Source organism: Paenibacillus sp. FSL R7-0313, from assembly GCF_037969885.1.
GTDB lineage: Bacteria > Bacillota > Bacilli > Paenibacillales > Paenibacillaceae > Paenibacillus.
Genome location: NZ_CP150219.1, coordinates 824,204 through 844,991, shown reverse-complemented (window position 1 = coordinate 844,991; position 20,788 = coordinate 824,204). Strand labels below are relative to the sequence as shown.

16 protein-coding genes, 17 tRNA genes and 2 rRNA genes are annotated in these 20,788 nt (G+C 48.9%); 30 read left to right on the top strand and 5 right to left on the bottom strand.

What is annotated here, in order from left to right; translation table 11 throughout:
- The first annotated feature begins 256 nt into the window (after positions 1–256).
- The 28 genes from NSQ38_RS03785 to NSQ38_RS03650 all read left to right on the top strand — a co-directional run bounded on the left by NSQ38_RS03785 (position 257) and on the right by NSQ38_RS03650 (position 15,535).
- Positions 257–3,182, top strand: a 23S ribosomal RNA gene (locus tag NSQ38_RS03785).
- Positions 3,183–3,256: 74 nt separating this feature from the next.
- Positions 3,257–3,373, top strand: a 5S ribosomal RNA gene (gene rrf / locus NSQ38_RS03780).
- Positions 3,374–3,411: 38 nt separating this feature from the next.
- Positions 3,412–3,485: transfer RNA gene (locus NSQ38_RS03775), tRNA-Ile, on the top strand.
- A 34-nt stretch (positions 3,486–3,519) separates the two neighbouring features.
- Positions 3,520–3,595: transfer RNA gene (locus NSQ38_RS03770), tRNA-Ala, on the top strand.
- 1 nt (position 3,596) lies between these two features.
- Positions 3,597–3,672: transfer RNA gene (locus NSQ38_RS03765), tRNA-Asn, on the top strand.
- 4 nt (positions 3,673–3,676) lie between these two features.
- Positions 3,677–3,748, top strand: a tRNA-Glu gene (locus NSQ38_RS03760).
- 123 nt (positions 3,749–3,871) lie between these two features.
- Positions 3,872–3,947 (top strand) — tRNA-Val (locus NSQ38_RS03755).
- 16 nt (positions 3,948–3,963) lie between these two features.
- A tRNA-Met gene (locus tag NSQ38_RS03750) sits at positions 3,964–4,037 on the top strand.
- A 26-nt stretch (positions 4,038–4,063) separates the two neighbouring features.
- Positions 4,064–4,141 (top strand) — tRNA-Asp (locus tag NSQ38_RS03745).
- A gap of 16 nt (positions 4,142–4,157) precedes the next feature.
- Positions 4,158–4,233, top strand: a tRNA-Phe gene (locus NSQ38_RS03740).
- Between the two features lie 19 nt (positions 4,234–4,252).
- Positions 4,253–4,328 (top strand) — tRNA-Thr (locus tag NSQ38_RS03735).
- 9 nt (positions 4,329–4,337) lie between these two features.
- Positions 4,338–4,423 (top strand) — tRNA-Tyr (locus NSQ38_RS03730).
- A 10-nt stretch (positions 4,424–4,433) separates the two neighbouring features.
- Positions 4,434–4,509, top strand: a tRNA-Lys gene (locus NSQ38_RS03725).
- Positions 4,510–4,515: 6 nt separating this feature from the next.
- Positions 4,516–4,596, top strand: a tRNA-Leu gene (locus NSQ38_RS03720).
- Between the two features lie 10 nt (positions 4,597–4,606).
- Positions 4,607–4,681 (top strand) — tRNA-Gly (locus tag NSQ38_RS03715).
- A 7-nt stretch (positions 4,682–4,688) separates the two neighbouring features.
- Positions 4,689–4,765: transfer RNA gene (locus tag NSQ38_RS03710), tRNA-Arg, on the top strand.
- A 17-nt stretch (positions 4,766–4,782) separates the two neighbouring features.
- Positions 4,783–4,861 (top strand) — tRNA-Leu (locus NSQ38_RS03705).
- Between the two features lie 7 nt (positions 4,862–4,868).
- A tRNA-Pro gene (locus NSQ38_RS03700) sits at positions 4,869–4,942 on the top strand.
- Positions 4,943–4,952: 10 nt separating this feature from the next.
- A tRNA-Gly gene (locus NSQ38_RS03695) sits at positions 4,953–5,023 on the top strand.
- A gap of 391 nt (positions 5,024–5,414) precedes the next feature.
- Complete coding sequence (gene iolD, locus NSQ38_RS03690; protein ID WP_339787185.1) at positions 5,415–7,280, top strand: 3D-(3,5/4)-trihydroxycyclohexane-1,2-dione acylhydrolase (decyclizing); 1,866 nt, start codon at positions 5,415–5,417, stop codon at positions 7,278–7,280.
- Between the two features lie 53 nt (positions 7,281–7,333).
- Entirely contained in the window at positions 7,334–8,236 is a 903-nt protein-coding gene (iolE, locus tag NSQ38_RS03685) for a myo-inosose-2 dehydratase (protein WP_339787182.1), read from the top strand.
- A gap of 195 nt (positions 8,237–8,431) precedes the next feature.
- Positions 8,432–9,442 (top strand): 5-dehydro-2-deoxygluconokinase, encoded by a 1,011-nt coding sequence (gene iolC, locus NSQ38_RS03680; protein ID WP_339311763.1) that lies wholly within the window; start codon positions 8,432–8,434, stop codon positions 9,440–9,442.
- Positions 9,443–9,540: 98 nt separating this feature from the next.
- A complete protein-coding gene (locus tag NSQ38_RS03675) occupies positions 9,541–11,016 on the top strand; it encodes a CoA-acylating methylmalonate-semialdehyde dehydrogenase (protein WP_339787179.1) in 1,476 nt (491 codons plus the stop codon).
- A gap of 68 nt (positions 11,017–11,084) precedes the next feature.
- Positions 11,085–12,137 (top strand): inositol 2-dehydrogenase, encoded by a 1,053-nt coding sequence (gene iolG / locus NSQ38_RS03670; protein ID WP_339787177.1) that lies wholly within the window; start codon positions 11,085–11,087, stop codon positions 12,135–12,137.
- Positions 12,138–12,233: 96 nt separating this feature from the next.
- Positions 12,234–13,040: a 5-deoxy-glucuronate isomerase gene (gene iolB, locus NSQ38_RS03665; RefSeq protein WP_339787174.1), complete on the top strand. Its 807-nt coding sequence runs from the start codon at positions 12,234–12,236 to the stop codon at positions 13,038–13,040.
- Positions 13,041–13,160: 120 nt separating this feature from the next.
- Positions 13,161–14,168 carry a LacI family DNA-binding transcriptional regulator gene (locus tag NSQ38_RS03660; protein ID WP_339787171.1) on the top strand — a complete coding sequence of 336 codons (1,008 nt, stop codon included), beginning with the start codon at positions 13,161–13,163 and terminating at the stop codon, positions 14,166–14,168.
- 333 nt (positions 14,169–14,501) lie between these two features.
- Positions 14,502–15,029: a hypothetical protein gene (locus NSQ38_RS03655; protein WP_339787168.1), complete on the top strand. Its 528-nt coding sequence runs from the start codon at positions 14,502–14,504 to the stop codon at positions 15,027–15,029.
- Positions 15,026–15,535: a GNAT family N-acetyltransferase gene (locus tag NSQ38_RS03650; protein WP_339787165.1), complete on the top strand. Its 510-nt coding sequence runs from the start codon at positions 15,026–15,028 to the stop codon at positions 15,533–15,535. The genes NSQ38_RS03655 and NSQ38_RS03650 overlap by 4 nt, the downstream gene beginning before the upstream one ends.
- Positions 15,536–15,682: 147 nt before the next feature.
- Here NSQ38_RS03650 and NSQ38_RS03645 read toward each other — a convergent pair whose 3' ends face one another.
- The 3 genes from NSQ38_RS03645 to NSQ38_RS03635 all read right to left on the bottom strand — a co-directional run bounded on the left by NSQ38_RS03645 (position 15,683) and on the right by NSQ38_RS03635 (position 17,576).
- A complete protein-coding gene (locus tag NSQ38_RS03645; RefSeq protein ID WP_338590089.1) occupies positions 15,683–16,042 on the bottom strand; it encodes a hypothetical protein in 360 nt (119 codons plus the stop codon).
- Between the two features lie 261 nt (positions 16,043–16,303).
- Positions 16,304–17,143 (bottom strand): DUF4261 domain-containing protein, encoded by an 840-nt coding sequence (locus tag NSQ38_RS03640; protein WP_339787162.1) that lies wholly within the window; start codon positions 17,141–17,143, stop codon positions 16,304–16,306.
- Between the two features lie 76 nt (positions 17,144–17,219).
- Positions 17,220–17,576, bottom strand: coding sequence for a DUF1304 domain-containing protein (locus NSQ38_RS03635; protein WP_036608019.1), 357 nt, complete (start codon positions 17,574–17,576; stop codon positions 17,220–17,222).
- A gap of 266 nt (positions 17,577–17,842) precedes the next feature.
- Here NSQ38_RS03635 and NSQ38_RS03630 point away from each other — a divergent pair, with 266 nt between their 5' ends.
- Positions 17,843–18,376: an MOSC domain-containing protein gene (locus tag NSQ38_RS03630; protein ID WP_339787161.1), complete on the top strand. Its 534-nt coding sequence runs from the start codon at positions 17,843–17,845 to the stop codon at positions 18,374–18,376.
- A 17-nt stretch (positions 18,377–18,393) separates the two neighbouring features.
- Here the strand turns inward: NSQ38_RS03630 and NSQ38_RS03625 are convergent, their stop codons facing one another.
- Together NSQ38_RS03625 and NSQ38_RS03620 are read right to left on the bottom strand one after the other, a co-directional pair.
- Positions 18,394–19,233, bottom strand: coding sequence for a helix-turn-helix domain-containing protein (locus NSQ38_RS03625; protein ID WP_339787159.1), 840 nt, complete (start codon positions 19,231–19,233; stop codon positions 18,394–18,396).
- Positions 19,234–19,261: 28 nt separating this feature from the next.
- On the bottom strand, positions 19,262–19,999 hold the full coding sequence (locus NSQ38_RS03620) for a WecB/TagA/CpsF family glycosyltransferase (RefSeq protein WP_339787157.1): 738 nt from the start codon (positions 19,997–19,999) through the stop codon (positions 19,262–19,264).
- 257 nt (positions 20,000–20,256) lie between these two features.
- On the opposite strand from NSQ38_RS03620, the gene NSQ38_RS03615 reads away from it, so the two are divergent.
- Complete coding sequence (locus NSQ38_RS03615) at positions 20,257–20,706, top strand: SRPBCC family protein (protein WP_091039275.1); 450 nt, start codon at positions 20,257–20,259, stop codon at positions 20,704–20,706.
- Positions 20,707–20,788: the final 82 nt, after the last annotated feature.

The following is a 20,788-nucleotide window of genomic DNA, read 5'->3' as shown; positions in this document are numbered from 1 at the left end:
ACTACTCACTCGTTGCTCAGTTTTGAGAGCTCAAACTCTCAAACAGCTTGCTTTTGCATGGAGCTTGTTCTTTGAAAACTAGATATCGAAACGAAACAAACGCGAATTAGAACATTCCTTTTTAGCTGAACTTGTGTTAAACAAGTTTCAATAAAAACGGTAGTCAAATTGCTTTTGTGATGGTATTGGATGGGAGCGACTTTTGGCTTTGCGCAAGCAAAACAAGGGAAGCGAGCAGTCAAAACCGGAACAAAATGGTTAAGCTACTAAGAGCACACGGAGGATGCCTAGGCGCTAGGAGCCGATGAAGGACGTGGCGAACAACGAAACTGCCTCGGGGAGCTGTAAGCAAGCTTTGATCCGGGGGTGTCCGAATGGGGAAACCCAGCTGGGGTAATTTCCAGTTACTCACAACTGAATACATAGGTTGTGTAGAGGCATACCAGGGGAACTGAAACATCTAAGTACCCTGAGGAAGAGAAAACAATAGTGATTCCGTCAGTAGCGGCGAGCGAACGCGGAGAAGCCCAAACCAGAGAGCTTGCTCTTTGGGGTTGTGGGACGTCTCACATGGAGTTACAAAGGAACCGGTTAAGCGAAGAGGTCTGGAAAGGCCCGCCAAAGAAGGTAAAAGCCCTGTAGTTGAAAGTCTGTTCCCTCCGAGACGGATCCCGAGTAGTGCGGGGCACGTGAAACCCCGTATGAATCCGGCAGGACCATCTGCCAAGGCTAAATACTTCCTAGCGACCGATAGTGAAGCAGTACCGTGAGGGAAAGGTGAAAAGCACCCCGGAAGGGGAGTGAAATAGAACCTGAAACCGTGTGCTTACAAAAAGTCAGAGCCCGTTTTAGGGGTGATGGCGTGCCTTTTGTAGAATGAACCGGCGAGTTACGTTCCCGTGCAAGGTTAAGGTGAAGAGCCGGAGCCGCAGCGAAAGCGAGTCTGAATAGGGCGACTTAGTACGTGGACGTAGACCCGAAACCGGGTGATCTACCCCTGTCCAGGGTGAAGGTGCGGTAACACGCACTGGAGGCCCGAACCCACGCATGTTGAAAAATGCGGGGATGAGGTGGGGGTAGCGGAGAAATTCCAATCGAACTCGGAGATAGCTGGTTCTCCCCGAAATAGCTTTAGGGCTAGCCTCGGAAAACAGAGTCGTGGAGGTAGAGCACTGATTGGGTGCGGGGCCCGCAAGGGTTACCAAGCTCAGTCAAACTCCGAATGCCATAGACTTACTTCCGGGAGTCAGACAGTGAGTGCTAAGATCCATTGTCAAAAGGGAAACAGCCCAGACCATCAGCTAAGGTCCCCAAGTGTGTGTTAAGTGGGAAAGGATGTGGAGTTGCACAGACAACCAGGATGTTGGCTTAGAAGCAGCCACCATTGAAAGAGTGCGTAATAGCTCACTGGTCGAGTGACTCTGCGCCGAAAATGTAACGGGGCTAAACACACCACCGAAGCTATGGCTTGATGCTTTGCATCAGGGGTAGGGGAGCGTTGTATAAGGGTTGAAGGTGTACCGTAAGGAGCGCTGGACATTATACAAGTGAGAATGCCGGTATGAGTAACGAAAAGATCAGTGAGAATCTGATCCGCCGAAAGCCTAAGGGTTCCTGAGGAAGGCTCGTCCGCTCAGGGTAAGTCGGGACCTAAGGCGAGGCCGAAAGGCGTAGTCGAAGGACAACAGGTCGAAATTCCTGTACCACCGTAAGCCGTTATGAGCAATGGGGGGACGCAGTAGGGTAGTGACGCGGACTGATGGATGTCCGTCTAAGCAGTAAGGCTGATGTGTAGGCAAATCCGCACATTGTAAGGCTGAGCTGTGATGGGGAGCGAAAATTATAGTAGCGAAGGTCATGATCTCACACTGCCAAGAAAAGCCTCTAGCCAGGTGATGGTGCCCGTACCGCAAACCGACACAGGTAGGCGAGAAGAGTATTCTAAGGCGCGCGGAAGAACTCTCGTTAAGGAACTCGGCAAAATGACCCCGTAACTTCGGGAGAAGGGGTGCCCCGGTAGTGTGAATAGCACGAGGGGGCCGCAGTGAAAAGGCCCAAGCGACTGTTTAGCAAAAACACAGGTCTGTGCGAAGCCGTAAGGCGAAGTATACGGGCTGACGCCTGCCCGGTGCTGGAAGGTTAAGGGGAGTGGTTAGGAGCAATCCGAAGCTGTGAACCGAAGCCCCAGTAAACGGCGGCCGTAACTATAACGGTCCTAAGGTAGCGAAATTCCTTGTCAGGTAAATTCTGACCCGCACGAATGGCGTAACGACTTGGGCGCTGTCTCAACGAGAGATCCGGTGAAATTTTAATACCTGTGAAGATGCAGGTTACCCGCGACAAGACGGAAAGACCCCATGGAGCTTTACTGCAGCTTGATATTGAATTTGGGTACGATCTGTACAGGATAGGTGGGAGCCTTTGAAGCGTGAGCGCCAGCTTGCGTGGAGGCAACGTTGGGATACCACCCTGATCGTATCTAGGTTCTAACCTGGTACCGTAATCCGGTGCGGGGACAGTGTCAGGTGGGCAGTTTGACTGGGGCGGTCGCCTCCTAAAGAGTAACGGAGGCGCCCAAAGGTTCCCTCAGAATGGTTGGAAATCATTCGAAGAGTGCAAAGGCATAAGGGAGCTTGACTGCGAGACCTACAAGTCGAGCAGGGACGAAAGTCGGGCTTAGTGATCCGGTGGTACCGCATGGAAGGGCCATCGCTCAACGGATAAAAGCTACCCTGGGGATAACAGGCTTATCTCCCCCAAGAGTCCACATCGACGGGGAGGTTTGGCACCTCGATGTCGGCTCATCGCATCCTGGGGCTGAAGTAGGTCCCAAGGGTTGGGCTGTTCGCCCATTAAAGCGGTACGCGAGCTGGGTTCAGAACGTCGTGAGACAGTTCGGTCCCTATCTGTCGTGGGCGTAGGAAATTTGAGAGGAGCTGTCCTTAGTACGAGAGGACCGGGATGGACGTACCGCTGGTGTACCAGTTGTTCCGCCAGGAGCACCGCTGGGTAGCTATGTACGGACGGGATAAACGCTGAAAGCATCTAAGCGTGAAGCCCCCCTCAAGATGAGATTTCCCAGTATGTAAGACCCCTTGAAGACGACGAGGTAGATAGGCTGGGGGTGGAAGTGCAGCAATGCATGGAGCTGACCAGTACTAATCGGTCGAGGGCTTATCCAATAGCAAGTTGTAATTCGCATGTTTCGTTTCGAATCTAGTTTTCAGAGAACGATCTCTGAAATGTAAGCTACGCGTTTGGTGGCGATGGCGGAGGGGTTCCACACGTACCCATCCCGAACACGACCGTTAAGCCCTCTAGCGCCGATGGTACTTGGACCGCAGGGTCCTGGGAGAGTAGGACGCCGCCAAGCGAAACCCCATTGGGGTATTTTTTTTCGAAAATTGATAAGGGCCCTTAGCTCAGTTGGTTAGAGCGCACCTCTGATAAGGGTGAGGCCGGTGGTTCGAGTCCACCAGGGCCCATAGCAAGACCACAACAAGAAATACACCAGAGTATGGGGCCATAGCTCAGCTGGGAGAGCGCCTGCCTTGCAAGCAGGAGGTCAGCGGTTCGATCCCGCTTGGCTCCACCATTCCCTGATAGCTCAGTTGGTAGAGCACTCGACTGTTAATCGAGTTGTCACAGGTTCGAGCCCTGTTCGGGGAGCCAGTAAGGCCCGTTGGTCAAGGGGTTAAGACACCTCCCTTTCACGGAGGTAACAGGGGTTCGAATCCCCTACGGGTCATAGCAATACCTATTGCTTCAAAAAGGGATGAGAATCCCAAAGGTTCGTCGGAGGATGTACTTCGTTAGCAACAGCTTCGCAGTCTCGAACGAAGTGAGAGTACCCCCCTACGGGTCATAATATGGAGGCTTAGCTCAGCTGGGAGAGCATCTGCCTTACAAGCAGAGGGTCGGGGGTTCGATCCCCTCAGCCTCCACCATATAACTTTATAACGACGCGGGGTGGAGCAGCCCGGTAGCTCGTCGGGCTCATAACCCGAAGGCCGCAGGTTCAAATCCTGCCCCCGCAATTATACTTTCCTTGAGAAAGTGATCTGGAACCGTGGTGTAGTTGGCCTAACATGCCTGCCTGTCACGCAGGAGATCGCGGGTTCGAATCCCGTCGGTTCCGCCATTTTTTGATTTAGTAAGGCTCGGTAGCTCAGTCGGTAGAGCAGAGGACTGAAAATCCTCGTGTCGGCGGTTCGATTCCGTCCCGAGCCACCATATATAACACCTTTAATACGCCGGTGTAGCTCAACTGGTAGAGCAACTGACTTGTAATCAGTAGGTTGGGGGTTCAAGTCCTCTCGCCGGCACCATGTAATCCTGGAGGATTAGCGAAGCGGCCAAACGCATCAGACTGTAAATCTGCTCCCGTACGGGTTCGGTGGTTCGAATCCATCATCCTCCACCAGTTTTTCTATGAGTCATTAGCTCAGTTGGTAGAGCACCTGACTTTTAATCAGGGTGTCGAAGGTTCGAGCCCTTCATGACTCACCATTATATGCGCGTGTGGCGGAATTGGCAGACGCACTAGACTTAGGATCTAGCGTCTTTGACGTGGGGGTTCAAGTCCCTCCACGCGCATCCCTTATTTGCGGAAGTGGCTCAGCGGTAGAGCATCGCCTTGCCAAGGCGAGGGTCGCGGGTTCGATTCCCGTCTTCCGCTCCAATATTTTGCGCCCTTAGCTCAGCTGGATAGAGCGTTTGACTACGAATCAAAAGGCCGGGAGTTCGAATCTCTCAGGGCGCGCCATTATAACTTCATATTTTGCCGGCGTGGCGGAATGGCAGACGCGCTCGACTCAAAATCGAGTGGGAAACCGTGGAGGTTCGAGTCCTCTCGCCGGTATAGATAACGGGATGTAGCTCAGCTTGGTAGAGCACCTGGTTTGGGACCAGGGGGTCGCATGTTCAAATCGTGTCATCCCGATTGTTGTTATGCGGGTGTAGTTCAATGGTAGAACTTTAGCCTTCCAAGCTAATAGCGTGGGTTCGATTCCCATCACCCGCTTATATATTGAAAAAGAAAGAGATGGTACTCACCGTCTCTTTCTTTTTTTGCATTCATAGATATATTGGTAATTTAGTACGTGGTGCTCTCAGAAAGTATATGGCTCTTTATCATGTACCAGGATGTAACTCGAGCTTGCATAAATTTCCCCACCTTAAATTTGTCCTTGTTAATTGTGGACGCTATTCAAATGGAACAGATCTAACGCACCGTATAACGCCTGGATATACTCTTCTTTACCACTTATATTAAAACGCTTACAAAAATAGCTTGCGTAAATCATTAACCTGTAATACCATATCAATTAAGCGCTTAACCTTAAGGGGTAAGGCGCTTAAACTTAACGTAGATTAAGCGCTTAACCCGTAAAGGAAAGGACGGCGATCAATTCATGAATACAATTCGACTAACGATGGCTCAGGCACTGCTTCGATACCTGGATCAGCAATATATCTCGGTTGACGGAGTGGAAACCAAGTTTGTGAAGGGTATCATCGGTATTTTTGGACATGGCAATGTAACAGGCATTGGAGAAGCGCTGGAGCGCAGTCCGGGAAGCCTGACGTATATGCAAGGCAAGAACGAACAAGGTATGGTGCATACGGCAGCGGCTTATGCCAAGCAGAAGAACCGCAGACAGATCTATGCATGTACAACATCCATTGGACCTGGTGCTTTGAATATGATTACGGCGGCAGCTACTGCAACGGTGAACCGAATTCCGGTTTTATTACTTCCTGGAGACAACTTTGCTACACGGGAACCGGACCCGGTACTTCAACAGTTGGAAGTGAGCAGTGATTATACAATCTCAGCCACTGATCCATTCAAAGCCGTCAGTAAATACTGGGATCGCATCGTTCGTCCTGAACAGTTGATGATTGCTGTTACACAGGCCATGCGTGTGCTAACCGATCCAGCAGAGACGGGAGCAGTAACGCTCGCACTACCGCAGGATGTGCAGGCAGAGGCGTACGATTATCCAGAATCGTTCTTTGCCCGCAAAGTACATTATCTGGATCGTCGCCCCCCAGTACAGGCAGCCATTGAACGGGCAACGGAGCAGATTGCCCGAGGCAGGAAGCCGCTGCTCGTTGCAGGCGGCGGTGTGTTGTATTCTGAGGCGTCCGCCCAGCTCGTGGAATTCGCCGAGGCATTTGGTATTCCGATCGCCGAAACGCAGGCGGGCAAGAGCGCAATCTCTTGGGACCACCCACTAAATGTGGGGGCAATCGGGGTTACCGGCTCTCTGGCAGCCAATAGGCTGGCGAGAGAAGCAGACGTTGTGATCGGCGTCGGTACGCGGTTCTCGGATTTCACGACGGCGTCCCGCTCTGCTTTTCAGCATCCAGAAGCTTCATTCATCAACATCAACTTGAATAGCATGGATGCCGCCAAGTTAGGCGGAGAAGCCATTCTGGCAGATGCACGCGAAGGATTGCAGGCTTTGCAGAAGGAATTGCAGCAAAGACAATATCGCAGTGCATATGGTGCATCTGAAATCGCTGATCTCCGCGCTGAGTGGAATGCAGAAGTGGATCGGCTATATGCAGCTCAACATGAAGCAGGGCTGGCACAGACTACGGCAGTCGGCATTGTTAACCGGACCATTGATCCATCTTCCGTCATAGTGTGTGCGGCAGGCAGTCTGCCGGGTGATCTACATCGTCTGTGGCGTGCGTCTGAACCAAAGACATACCACATGGAGTATGGATTCTCCTGTATGGGGTACGAGGTAAGTGGAGCGTTCGGAGCAGCACTTGCCGAGCCGGATCGTGAAGTGTACGCGATGGTCGGTGATGGCAGTTATTTGATGTTGCATTCGGAGTTTGTGACTAGTTTGCAGGAACAGAAGAAGATGACCGTTCTATTATTCAACAACAATGGATTCCAATGTATTCATAATTTACAGCGGGAACATGGTAGTGACGGGTTCGGCAATGAGTTCCGTTATCGGGAATCCGAGAGTGGACGACTGACCGGGGATTACATGCCAATGGACTTTGCTGCACACGCCCGAAGCATGGGAGCCAAATCCTATAGAGCGGAGACAGCAGAACAGCTGGAACAAGCACTCCGAGATGCGAAGAACGAAACAGTGAGTACGTTGATTGAGATTCCGGTCGTGCCTGGAACCAACGCAGGTGGATACGAGTCATGGTGGAATGTGGGTGTACCTGAGGTATCTGCCGAAGAAAAGGTAGTTCATGCTCATCACACCATGCAAGCCAACCGTGCCAAAGCAAGACCGATTTAATCCGGTTTAATATAGTGAACCACAATGTTGAACGACAAAGGAGACGTGGGGCAATGAGCAAGCTGCCATTCCAGCTTGGGATTCATCCGATCAATTGGGTCGGTGAAGATGTGAAGGAGCATGGTGATGCGACAACGTGTGCACAGATTCTGGATGATATTCAGCGTCTTGGGCTGACAGGTACAGAGATGGGACGTAAATATCCAACTGATCCTGCTATATTGCGTGAGGAATTGAGTAAAAGGAATATCAAGCTGGTCTCCCAGTGGAAATCCGTACTTTTCTCCGACCCGGCGTATCGTCAGTCGGAGCTAGACAGTTATCGCAGACATGCGGAATTTCTGCAATCCATGGGCAGTAAGGTAATCAGTACGGCAGAGGTAGGCGGGTCACTTCATTTTGATCCAAGACGAACTCCGCATGAAAAAGAAGTGCTCAGACTCAGCGAATCTGAATGGCATATCCTCGCTGAAGGATTGAATGAAGCAGGAGCCATTGCCCGTGAACACGGGTTGAAGCTTACGTACCATCATCATGGGGGCACAGTGGTAGAACAACCAGATGAGATTGATCGACTGATGGAGCTGACAGACCCTTCTCTCGTATATCTGCTCTATGATACAGGTCATGCCTACTATGGCGGAGCCAATCCGCTGGAACTGCTGCGCAAACATTATGATCGGATCGCTTATATCCATCTGAAAGACATTCGCCCTCATGTGCTGGATGAAGCACGCGCGGAGCAATCCGACTTTGTCGGATGTATCCGTAGAGGAGTATTCACCGTACCAGGGGATGGATGCATTGATTTTGCACCAATTCTGCAAGAACTGATCACACGAGGGTACGATGGCTGGGCGATGCTTGAAGGAGAGCAGGACCCTGCGATTCATAACCCGTATGAGTACGCCAAACGCTCCTTGAACTATATGGAGTCCTTATACCAACACAGCTGATACAGACATAGCGATGGGGAGAGGACCCCACTCATGAAGTGAAAAGCAAGAAGGTAGCAAAACTATAACGTTACGATTGGATAATAAAACGGACCTACTCTAGACGTTTACGAGTCCTTACGATGGAATGAGTAACTAGTCTAGATATCCATATACAACATGTAAAATCCCACCACAGAAAGGGGCTCACATGCAATGACTTACGTATCCTTTCCCGTATCCAGGAAGAAGGATTTCACCGCGATTGGTCGCTTGTGCATCGACTTGAACGCCAATGAGATCAATCGCCCGATGGAAGAGACGATGACTTTCACGAAGTATGTCGGCGGCTCTCCGGCCAATATTACGATTGGCATGTCCAGACTGGGTATGGAGACGGCTTTTATCGGTAAGATCGCCAATGACCAGATGGGCAGATTCATCCAGAGTTATTTGGAGAAGAACGGCATCGATACATCAAATGTAGTTACAGATGACACCGGAGCGGTGACGGGGCTTGCTTTTACCGAAATCAAAAGCCCAACGGATTGCAGTATCCTGATGTACCGGGACAATGTAGCGGATCTGTTATTACAGGCGCAAGAGGTACAAGAGCAGTTGATTGCTGACTCCAAAGTGCTGCTAATCTCAGGCACAGCCCTCGCACAGAGCCCATCCCGTGAAGCCGTATTACAGGCACTAACGTATGCGAAAAAACATGGCACGGTTATTGTGTTTGATCTGGACTATCGCCCATACACTTGGACATCGGACGAAGAGACAGCGGTCTATTATAACCTCGCAGCCGAGAAATGCGATATCATCCTGGGTACACGTGAAGAGTTCGACATGATGGAGACATTCGACCACAATCCGGATCATAGCGATCAGGTAACTGCACAGAAATGGTTTGATTTCTCAGCGAATATTGTAGTAATCAAACACGGTAAGGAAGGCTCCATTGCTTATACACGCGAAGGGCTTTCTCACCGTGCGGACAGCTATCCGGCAAAAGTGGTCAAAACGTTTGGTGCAGGCGACTCCTATGCGGCCGGCTTCCTGTATGGATTGATGCAGGGCTGGACGATTGAGCGCAGCATGGCGTATGGCAGTGGCGCAGCAAGTATCGTCATTTCAAGCCACAGCTGTTCGGATGCGATGCCAACGGTGGAACAGGTGAATGATTACATCGAACGTTGCAATCGGGGCGAGATTACCGTGTCTTGAAGCACGTTGCAATACTTTGAACAACGTACTCATACAGATCTATAACAATGAACATGTTGAACATAAGCGATTACACATAAGCGAAGGGAGACAGGGCTATGGGAAAAGGAATTTCTGAAGCGTCTGCAACAGCGACAATGGTACAAAACTGGATCGGAGGTGCCTGGGTAACCCCAGAGTCAACTCGCACGGAGCCAGTGGTGAATCCGGCTACAGAAGAGGTTATTGCACATGTGCCACTGTCCGAACAAGCGGACGTGGATCTGGCGGTTCAGACAGCACGAGAAGCGTTCAAATCCTGGAGCAGCACACCGGTTCCACGCCGTGCACGTATTCTGTTCCGCTACCAGCAGTTGCTGGTTGAACATTGGGAAGAGCTCGCTCGCCTGGTGACGCTGGAGAACGGTAAAAGTTATGCCGAAGCGTACGGCGAGGTATTACGTGGCATTGAATGCGTCGAGTTCGCGGCAGGTGCCCCGAATCTGATGATGGGCAAACAACTGCCTGACATCGCGACAGGACTGGAGTCGGGCATGTACCGCTACCCGATCGGTGTTATTGGGGGAATTACCCCATTCAATTTCCCGATGATGGTACCGTGCTGGATGTTCCCACTGGCTATTGCGTGTGGTAACACCTTTGTCCTGAAGCCGTCCGAGCGCACACCGCTACTGGCAGGTCGCCTGGCTGAGCTGTTCAAGGAAGCGGGACTTCCGGACGGCGTGCTCAACATCGTTCACGGTGCGCATGATGTCGTGAACGGTTTGCTGGAACATAAGGATGTTCAAGCGATCTCCTTTGTCGGATCACAACCTGTAGCTGAATACGTCTACACCACTGCATCCAAGCATGGCAAACGGGTACAGGCACTGGCTGGTGCCAAAAACCACTCCATCGTTATGCCGGACGCAGATCTCGATCTAACCGTGAAAGAGATTACCAGTGCAGCTTTTGGTTCAGCAGGGGAGCGTTGCATGGCATGTGCGGTTGTTGTGGCTGTGGGTGATGTGGCTGACGAATTGGTACAAAAGCTGGTGGAAGCGGCAGACCGCATTACCATTGGTAACGGCATGGATGAGGGCGTGTTCCTCGGTCCTGTCATCCGTGGACCACATAAAGAGCGTACACTCAGTTACATTGAATCCGGAGAGCAGGAAGGCGCGGCATTGATCCGGGATGGACGTAAGGATCGGGCGACAGGTGAATCCGGTTATTTTGTAGGGCCAACGGTATTTGACCAAGTTGATAGCAATATGAAAATCTGGCAGGATGAGATCTTTGCTCCAGTACTCTCGGTGGCAAGAGTGTCTACGCTGGAGGAAGCCGTTGAGCTGGCGAACCGTTCCGATTTTGCCAACGGGGCGTGTCTGTTCACCCGCAGCGGAGCGAGTATGCGTCAATTCCGTGAGACGATTGATGCGGGCATGTTGGGTATTAACCTGGGCGTACCTGCGCCAATGGCATTCTTCCCGTTTTCCGGCTGGAAGAAATCCTTCTACGGTGATCTGCATGCCAATGGCACGGATGGTGTTGAATTCTACACTCGCAAAAAGATGGTAACGGCGCGTTGGTAACAACCAGAGCATCACTCGGGCTAAGGGAACGCCTAGCCCATATGGACGCACATAGGGAGGATAACGGAATGGGCAAGGACAAAGTGAGAATTGGCATCATCGGTGCTGGACGGATCGGTAAAATTCATGCAGACAATCTCCTGCGCAACCCGCATGCCGAGATTGTGGGAATCAGTGACTTGTTTGCAGGTCCTGAATTGGAGGTTTGGGCCTCCAGTCGTGGCATCCCTGTTGTAACGACGGATAGCAGCCAGTTGATCTCGATGCCTAATGTAGACGCGGTGCTGATCTGTTCTTCAACAGATACACATGTGCCGCTGATTGAACAGGCCGCTCAGGCGGGCAAACACATCTTCTGTGAGAAGCCGGTCAGCATGAATCTGGCACAGACCCAAACGGCTGTAGCAGCGGTTCAGAAGGCTGGCGTGAAGCTGCAAATCGGATTTAACCGCCGCTTTGATCACAACTTCAGACGGATACGTGCACATGTACAGGATGGTACGATTGGTGATCCGCATATTATCAAAATCACGTCTCGTGACCCGAGTCCACCGCCTGCGGAGTATATCCGGGTGTCTGGCGGGATCTTCATGGACATGATGATCCACGATTTTGACATGGCACGGTATCTGTCCGGGAGTGAAGTGGAAGAAGTGTACGCTCAGGGCAACGTCCTGATCAATCCGGTTTTTGCGGAACATGGTGACGTGGATACAGCGATTGTAACGATGACTTTTGCCAATGGGGCCATTGGTGTTATTGATAACAGCCGTCAGGCTGTATACGGGTATGACCAGCGTGTTGAAGTATTTGGCTCGATGGGCAGCGCCGCAGCGGCGAATGATCATCCGAATACGGCTGAGATCAGTACAGCGGCCGGGCTGATGCGCGACAAACCGTTACACTTTTTCCTGGAACGTTACAATGAAGCGTATGTACAGGAGACAGCCCTCTTTATCGATGCGATTATCCATGATACACCAGTTATCGTAGATGGCCATGATGCAGTACAGGCAGAACGAATTGCGCTGGCAGCAAAAATGTCCATGGAGCGGGGAAGACCTGTGAAGCTGAGTGAAGTCCCTGGGGTGTCACTGGAATCGCAAACGGCAACGCCATAGGTGGATGATTAAAGTCACTTTTTTGAATAGAGCGAGTATTTGTTTTTAGAATTATCAGGTTGTTGTGGACGACTACAGAAAGGAGTGGATGGCAAGATGTCAGAACGTATTGTAAAACCCGTGGTCAACCCGGAGGGGGACGGTACACTTATCAACGTAACACCGGAGTCGGCCGGGTGGGAATATGTTGGATTTCAGGTAGCGAAGTTGGCAGAAGGGGAGACGTTAACCCGTGAGAGCGGTGATCAGGAACTCTGTGTGGTGCTTCTCAGTGGTTTCGCCAATGTAAGTACCCGGGAGCACACATGGGATAATATCGGAAAAAGAATGAGTGTTTTCGAGAAAATACCTCCGTACTCGGTCTACGTCTCAACTTCCGATCAAGTACAGATCACAGCACGTACCGAACTGGAAATCGCTATATGTTTTGCACCCGGTAAAGGCACGTACCCGGCTCGTCTCATTGCACCCGAAGATGTAGGGGTAGAGGCGCGAGGATATGGTAATCTGGAACGCCAGATTCACAACATTTTGCCGGAACAAAAGGAAGCGGACAGTCTGCTCGTTGTTGAGGTATTCACGCCAGATGGGCATTGGTCCAGTTACCCGCCACATAAGCATGATCGGGACGCACTCCCGGATGAATCTTTGCTGGAAGAAACGTATTATTTCCGTGTGCAGCCTGAGCAGGGATTTGCCATTCAGCGCATATACACGGACGATCGTTCTGTGGATGAGACGCTTGCAGTGAAAAACGGTGAAGTGGTGCTTGTTCCGGACGGATATCATCCGGTAGGTGCTCCTCCGGGGTATGAGGTCTATTATTTGAACGTGATGGCCGGCCCTACTCGGACCTGGAAATTCCATAACGACCCTGACCATGAGTGGTTGATGAAAAAGTAAAACAATTCCTGCTACGCACATTGTGCTCACTTCAAGTTGCGTATGCAGACTTCCCCCTGCATAATGAGAAGAGAACAATTATCTATGTATATTATATATAGCACAAATGGGGAAAAAACAATGAAAGCAACCATATACGATATAGCACGCGAGGCGGGTGTATCCATTGCAACCGTCTCGCAGGTCATTAATGGCAAAGGTAAGATCAGTGAGAAGCGGCGCGCCGAGATTATGGAGATCATGGAACGCCTTCACTATCAGCCCAGCGCGATCGCAGCTGCACTTACAGGCAAGCAGACGTATACATTGGGGCTGCTCGTACCGGACATTTCGAACCCGTATTTTGCAGAACTGGCGAGAGCGGTCGAGGATCGAAGCCGTCAATTGGGCTACAGCGTGGTCATCTGCAGTACGGATAATAAGGACGAGCGGGTAGAGCGTTATCTGAATCTGCTTCAGCAAAAAAGGGTTGATGGCATGATGATCGGAACCGGGATCGATAATGCCGAAATTTTGTCACCCCTCTTGCAGCAGTCTATCCCTGTTGCTCTGATTGCCCGTCATATGCCATCGCTGTCGGTACATACGGTCACCATTGACGACATACTCGGCGGAGCACTCGCAGCGGGGCATCTGCTTGAACTTGGGCACACCCGTGTAGCGGTATTGTCGGAACCGTCCAAAGTCAGCAGCAGTCAGGAACGTGTACGTGGATTCCGTGAAACACTGATTAAGGCAGGTCATACGCTGGAACCGAATCAGATCCGAGAATCGGCAGCTGATCTGAGCTCGGCCAAAAAAGAGGCGCTACTGCTGCTCGGTGAGAACGATCACCCGACAGGTTTGTTCTGTTGTAATGACATTCAGGCCATCGGTGCTCTTCAGGCAGCCAAAGAGCTGGGGCTACGCGTGCCAGAGGATGTGTCGATTATCGGGTTTGATAATACCATTCTGGCTTCGGTAACCAGTCCACCACTTACGACTGTTGCCCAACCAATTGAAGAACTGGGACATCGCGCTGTAGATCTGTTGATTGAAGAGTTAAAGGATGAGCGTAAAGAACCGCAGAAGATTGTCCTGAAGCCCGAGCTGGTTATCCGAGAATCTGCAGGCCGTGTATTGGGCTGAAAACAATTAGGTTTCTGATGTAACCTGACCAGTTGTGAGTCCAAGCCTACATGTGTCATATTCATGGCTTGGGATAAGGGTTATCGTCTTACCTGGTTCTGAATAGGTAATAAAACAATATAACAAAGTTAACAAACAAGCCGCGTTACCCTATGGGAGAACGCGGCTTGTTCATTTAAATCTTTAATTTTTAGTGTAGCCCAAAACGTCATCGTAATTGAGGAACCAGAGATAAGAAATGACATTGGAACAGAAGGAGTGAGATGTTATACTGGGAATATATCAATAATTACCAATTTATATGTTTTATGTAGGTATAGAGAGGGGAATGGGATGAGTAGACGAATCAAGATGATTATGGGTATCGCCATGATTATTGTTTTTTTAGTTATTGCAGTGCGTATGTATACCTCTGGTCAATATACTATGTATATCCCCAGCAAACATACGACGTTTCGAGCAGAGGTCACAGATCATATGACGATGCTGGATACATTGGATCAACTGACGATTAGGAAAATTTCCGACAATGAACCGTATAATGAAGATGATGAAATAACGATTACAGATCCCAAAGAGATTAGAGATATGCTGAAGCTATTAAAGGATGTTGATCTTAAAAGAGTACGGGAATTCGACGTTTCTGAAAGGAGTCCGCATTACTATGAGTGGCGACTTACCATAAATAAAGAAGAGCGCTTTACTGAAGATTTCGGAATCACGTTTTATAATGAACAATCTATCTCCATCTATAGCGGTGCGAAAACAAGAGACAAATTTCAGGACTACGAGGTTACCAATGAGTTTAATCTGATTGAGATGGACAGCCTTTTTGAAAAGTTGAAGGAGGGGCAAACATGACCATCATAACCAACTATTATGTACGCCCTATTGAAGAACAGGATATCCCTTTCCTGTGGGAGATGTTATACGCATCCCTGCATAGAAGAGAAGGTGATGCACCTCTTCCAATCGAAAGTATTCATACTCCCGGACTGTCCAAATACGTTGAAGGCTGGGGAAGAGCAGGGGATTTCGGGTATGTTGCAGTTGACCAGCAAGGTAAGAGATTAGGTTCAATAACATTAAGATTCTATACGGATCAGGATGCGGGATACGGTTATGTGAATGCAGCTACGCCAGAGATGGGGATGGCTGTAACGGAAGATGCACGTGGAAAAGGAGTAGGTACCTCACTGCTTCAGACCGCATTAGATGAGGTCGAACGGCGGGGAATTGAAGCAGTCTCGCTCAGTGTTGACCCGGATAACCAAGCGATTCGCTTATATAAGCGGTTAGGATTTGTGGAGGAGTGCCTAAATGGTACATCTGTAACGATGGTGCGTGTAAGTAAACTTGAATCTTAAATGATGAGCGGTCGTATCACTGGAAAAACGGAGTAAGCCACGTAGAACTGTAAAAGAAAAAGGCGCTTCCTCATGGGGAACGCCTCTTTCTGTGTGCAAGGTACAGCATCAGTAGCTCTCTTATACTGAGTCCGTATCACTTCAATATTATTTCAACAAAAATGCCAAAGCCTCGTCATACGTTTCCCATTGGAATTCAGTCTGGTGCGCCGACTCTTTGGAGATCCGATTCAATTGCATTTTGGCGATCGCACCACCTACGGCTACACTGGCTCGCTTCATACCCCACTGTGTCAGTAGTTTCTGGTGTTCCACAATTTTTTCTTTGGTGTCCTGAGGGAAAGCCTTCATGTTCCGCATATCTACTAGCACATCAAACGAACTTCCCAATTGTTCAGCTATTCTCTGAATTTCTGTATTTGCTTGTTCGACATGTTCAGGAGAAACAATACCTTCCCAGATAATTTCAATAATAGGTTTAGTTGAATCCAAACGTCTAACAGACATGTAGGCAACTCCTCGATAATAAGATAATATGTAATATATGAGACTATAAGCCTATTAATTATACCTTTTTATAGCGAGAATGAAAACTGAATTCACAATTTAGTGGTTCTTATGAACTACTTATTCCTAGGGAAGTTAAATTCAGGGATTGTTATCATATCTTCATTGGAAGGAAGGTTAAATAGCTAAAAGCCGCCCAGAGGTTGAACTCCAGACGGCTTCTACAACTGTGACACGATAAAGTTAAGATAACTACGTAAGTTAGAAGCCAATCTTCAAACTGTTACCTTCCGTTGCTACACCTTTGGAAAGGGAAATGCTCAGCTTTTGCTCTGCCGAGAAACCAAGTGTTTCCCCGTCATGCAGTGTGACGTCGTTCTCAACCACATACGTTGTGGTCATGAACATCATCTCAAATACATCGCTTAAGGACTCCGACGATTGCATAATCTCCATCTCTTCTTTACCAAAGTTACGTAGTCCGTAAGTATAAGCTGAAGCGCCTTCGGCATTTTGGTATAATCCGATAAAAATCCAGAGCGAGACGGGCAACTCATCATGTTTGATCCCACGGCTGATTTCGACATACTGACTGGCTTCAACGACAAGCGGGGCCATGTATATTGCCAGCGCGTGATCCAACTGTAATAAGGCACTCGCTGTTTGAGTGAACAGAACATGTCCCTCAATAGCATTTGTTGCGTTCAGAACAGAGACAATAATCTGAGACTGGTGCCGTGAGGTAACTTGCTCCGCTTCTCGCCAAAGGATGTTGAGTTTGGCATTCTCCTCAACTTCACGGTCAGGCACAGGCGCAGCAATGTGAGCACATACCACCTGCATCCCATTCACTTCGAAAAAGAGATTGCCCTCCTCCGGGCGTTCTTCAATCTCGATATCCCATTCGTTCTTCATGTTCCTGATGAAGAGGTCAAAATCACAATCGTCACGCTCCAGCAGGACAAAACCCACGATGGTTTCACTGTAATTCGTCGATTCGACAGCACCACCTGCAGGTACCTTCTCCTTTTTGCGCCGCCGAAGCTTGTCAAACAATCCCATGACATGTTCTCCTTCCAATTCCAGAACGATTCTGGTCATTGTACACTGCTATCTATTCACTACCTTACCATAAAGGAGTTAACATGAATCGAAGCAATGCACCATTCGACAGAAATTACAGGAACAGAACTAGCAACAATGCAATAATCGCAGGCAATCCTTGTTTGATAATGATCGACCGTGAGGAAGTTGCTCCCCCATAAAGAGCCGCGATAATCACACACGCCAGGAAGAAAATCTGAATATGCTGTCCAACGGCAGCATCCGGATATACGAGTCCCCAGATCAGACCTGCCGCAAGAAATCCATTGTAAAGGCCTTGATTGGCCGCAAGGGATTTGGTGGATTTGGCGAATTCCGGCGTGAGATTAAAGGTTTTCATTGTGCGTGGACGAGTCCACATAAACATCTCCATCACCATGATATAGAAGTGTTCGACAGCTACAAGAGCTACAAAAATGATACTAATCAAAGGAAACACCTTGCTTTCTGATATGTAATTTATTTACTTGTCCATCCTAGTATAAATGTTTGCAACGAGAACGGAAAGAGTGAAATTAATTTTTAACAATTTAATTGTGTGTTATATAAAATATTTATCGTTTTCCAAGTGAGTTATAATGTTGAAATAAAAAAAAACGTACAAAGGTAAGCATACGCCGATTGTCGACAATCCATTCATTGGGTAATAATGAACAATAGAGAAGTGATAGTGCTCAGGAAAGGGAGGAGATTACTATGGGAACAGTTCAAGTCGTCTTGCTGGCTGATGATCCATCCACATTTGTGACCCGAGTTGTACCTTTTGTCGACATTGAGCTCGCAGGAATTCCGGATGACCGTCATTATGGTCTGCTACGTCCAGCGGACTCGCGTCAGAAAATCTACAAGCGCGGTACACCGATTGCGAATCGCCGCCAGATCAGTATTGTGTCTGAGGAAGAATGTGCTCTTATTGCTGAGAAAATGAACATTCCTGAAGTGCGTCCAGAGTGGCTTGGTGCCAATATACTGGTTCGTGGCATTGATCGATTGACGGAACTGCCTGCCGGAACACGGCTTTTATTTCCGAACGGGACAGGGTTAATATGTGAAGGAGAGAACCTTCCCTGTGTACATCCGGGGAAAATGATTGAACAATTCTACGAACAGGACGGTTTGCGCAAAAAATTCGTGCCTGCGGCTCGAAAAAAACGTGGGATTGTGTGCTCGGTCGAACGGGAAGGTGTCATCCATACGGGGGATACCATAGAAGTCATTCGCCTGTCCTGATTTTCAGGACGGGTTTCTTAATTGATCAGCCCTCGGCGCTCACCATTCGGATGTCTAGAGTGTAAGTACTCCTCTGGTGTACTGCCAATAATAGACTTGAAATCTCGGATGAAATGGGATTGATCATGATATCCAAGGTCCTGAGATAGCTTAATCAGGTCACATTGAAGACCGCGGTCCACCATTTCTGCAGCATTTTGCAGACGATACAACTTAATTACCGTTTTGGGTCCGATGCCCACATACTGATTGAACAGGCGCTGAAGCTTTCGGGTATGCATATTCCAATAGGAAGATAGATCATCTACTCTCAGCATCTCCCGGTTCTGTTCAATCTGTTGCACAATATCGTTAACCATTCTCGCTTGAGCATCTTCAGCAGGAAGGTGTGCACATAATAGCTGGTCGATGTAACTGGTTTTATCCGCATCATCCCCCGCCCCAAGAAGTCGGTCTTCCAGGGAGTCCGCTGTGACGTCAAGAATATTGGATACATTCATCGGCTGTCCGTACAATGAAGAGACAGAAACCCGCAGGAAGGGATAAAAACCTCCTGGTTTGAACTTCACGCCAAATACACGACCTTTCCCGCTCACAAGATAGGAGAATTTACGTCCCGATGGTCCGAAGAAAAACGTATTGTTTCGTTCCACGACCAGATTGACACAGGGGTTAGGCACGACATGTTGGGGATACGGTTCAAGTCCAGTCAGATCCCACGATACGATCCAGTAATGTTTAACAAAAGGCCGAAGTGCTTCGGAAGGAGCATGGCGTGTTAGTTGATATTTATGATCACCTTCATTCAGATTCAGCAGGCCCATACTTGGTCTGTCTCCTTGTTCTACCTGTTTCATCGGAATCATCCCTCCTGCTCATCTCACATTATTTAGGTTCTCTGAACAACAATGCCTGCACAGCAAAGCGGGGTAAAATGAGTTGCCTGCGCCATCTCGAAGGTTGACTGAGGAGGCGATGGAGCCATTCCAGGTTAAGCTTCTGCCATATCGCAGGGGCACGTTTGGTTTTGCCTGCCACGATATCGAGACTGCCTCCAACACCTATGGCTACACGAGCGTTCAACTGGTGGCGATACTTATTAATCCAGTGTTCCGCATGGGGGGCGCCAAGAGCAACGATAAGAAAGTCTGGTTGAGCAGTACGAATCTCTTCCACAATCTGTTGTTCCTCATCTGCCTGGAAATAACCATGGTGTCTACCTTTTACGATAACTCCGGGGTAACGCTGCGCAATAACTTTCACGGCCTGTTCACTTACGCTTTCCTCTGCTCCCAGCATGTAGAATGACCATTGTTTTTGATCGCCTTCCTCCAATAAACGAAACAGCAGATCACAACCCGTTACCCGTTCAGTCAATTGTCCGCCCCGAAAACGGGATACCATTACAATGCCGGCACCGTCAGCTGTGACCAACCCGGCTTGATCGACAACCTCGCGAAGAGAGGCATTCTGTTGACAGGACATAACAATCTCGGGATTGCCTGTGATGACATGGAATAGTTCAGTACTTTCCTGATCTACGACTTCACCAAGGATTGCAACCGTTTGATTCATCGTTACATTGGGAAAAGGGATGCCCATAATATTCGTTGATTGGCTCATGTCTCATTTCCTTTCTGATTCTGTCTCATCACCTTGAACAACTCCTGTTATTTCATTCCAGTTTAGTATATCTGATCTTCTGAGAAAGCACTATATGGGCGCAATCCGTTTGGATCAGGGTATAACATTCCGAAAACATAAAGAGCTTATATTTTACCTGATGTCGCGTTTTTACAATACGGTCTTTGGGGTATAACGATAGGATAGGAGTGCGAGGTTGATAGATCGCTTATCCAATACATAAAGGGAGTGAGTCCATGGAACTGAAATATGAATTTTATATCAATGCAGGACTGGAAGATGTGTGGAATGCTCTAATATCACCAGACGGCACACGGAACAGCTTTTTCGGTAGTGAACTTCGCACCAATTTCCAACCAGGTCAACCGTTTGCTTATGTAGGGCCAGGTAATGATGGTGCGGAGACTGTCCATGTGTACGGAGATATATTGGAATTTGAACCGTTGTCCAGACTTAGTTATCAGGAGCATCCCGGACCGTCATACCATGCCAATCATGCCGAGCTTCAATCCAGAGTGGTCTTCCAGTTGGAGACTGTGGGGGAGTGTACGAAGCTGACGCTGATCAATGATCAATTTACAGAAAACCATCCTTCCTTTGCGAGTGCACAGAGCAGCTGGTGGATGATCCTGAGCAGCATCAAAACTTGGGTGGAAACGGGGAAAACATTGAATTTTGGCTGGTAGCGGGTAAGAGGCAGTCATTTAAGATTTATGATTATAAAAAATAAAGAGCATTTAAAACAAGAACCAATGCTGATTCAGCACT

Coding starts and splice junctions, on each gene's coding strand:
- iolD (WP_339787185.1), top strand. CDS start 5,415: ATGAATACAATTCGACTAACGATGGCTCAGGCACTGCTTCGATACCTG.
- iolE (WP_339787182.1), top strand. CDS start 7,334: ATGAGCAAGCTGCCATTCCAGCTTGGGATTCATCCGATCAATTGGGTC.
- iolC (WP_339311763.1), top strand. CDS start 8,432: ATGACTTACGTATCCTTTCCCGTATCCAGGAAGAAGGATTTCACCGCG.
- NSQ38_RS03675 (WP_339787179.1), top strand. CDS start 9,541: ATGGGAAAAGGAATTTCTGAAGCGTCTGCAACAGCGACAATGGTACAA.
- iolG (WP_339787177.1), top strand. CDS start 11,085: ATGGGCAAGGACAAAGTGAGAATTGGCATCATCGGTGCTGGACGGATC.
- iolB (WP_339787174.1), top strand. CDS start 12,234: ATGTCAGAACGTATTGTAAAACCCGTGGTCAACCCGGAGGGGGACGGT.
- NSQ38_RS03660 (WP_339787171.1), top strand. CDS start 13,161: ATGAAAGCAACCATATACGATATAGCACGCGAGGCGGGTGTATCCATT.
- NSQ38_RS03655 (WP_339787168.1), top strand. CDS start 14,502: ATGAGTAGACGAATCAAGATGATTATGGGTATCGCCATGATTATTGTT.
- NSQ38_RS03650 (WP_339787165.1), top strand. CDS start 15,026: ATGACCATCATAACCAACTATTATGTACGCCCTATTGAAGAACAGGAT.
- NSQ38_RS03645 (WP_338590089.1), bottom strand. CDS start 16,042: ATGTCTGTTAGACGTTTGGATTCAACTAAACCTATTATTGAAATTATC.
- NSQ38_RS03640 (WP_339787162.1), bottom strand. CDS start 17,143: ATGACCAGAATCGTTCTGGAATTGGAAGGAGAACATGTCATGGGATTG.
- NSQ38_RS03630 (WP_339787161.1), top strand. CDS start 17,843: ATGGGAACAGTTCAAGTCGTCTTGCTGGCTGATGATCCATCCACATTT.
- NSQ38_RS03625 (WP_339787159.1), bottom strand. CDS start 19,233: ATGAAACAGGTAGAACAAGGAGACAGACCAAGTATGGGCCTGCTGAAT.
- NSQ38_RS03620 (WP_339787157.1), bottom strand. CDS start 19,999: ATGAGCCAATCAACGAATATTATGGGCATCCCTTTTCCCAATGTAACG.
- NSQ38_RS03615 (WP_091039275.1), top strand. CDS start 20,257: ATGGAACTGAAATATGAATTTTATATCAATGCAGGACTGGAAGATGTG.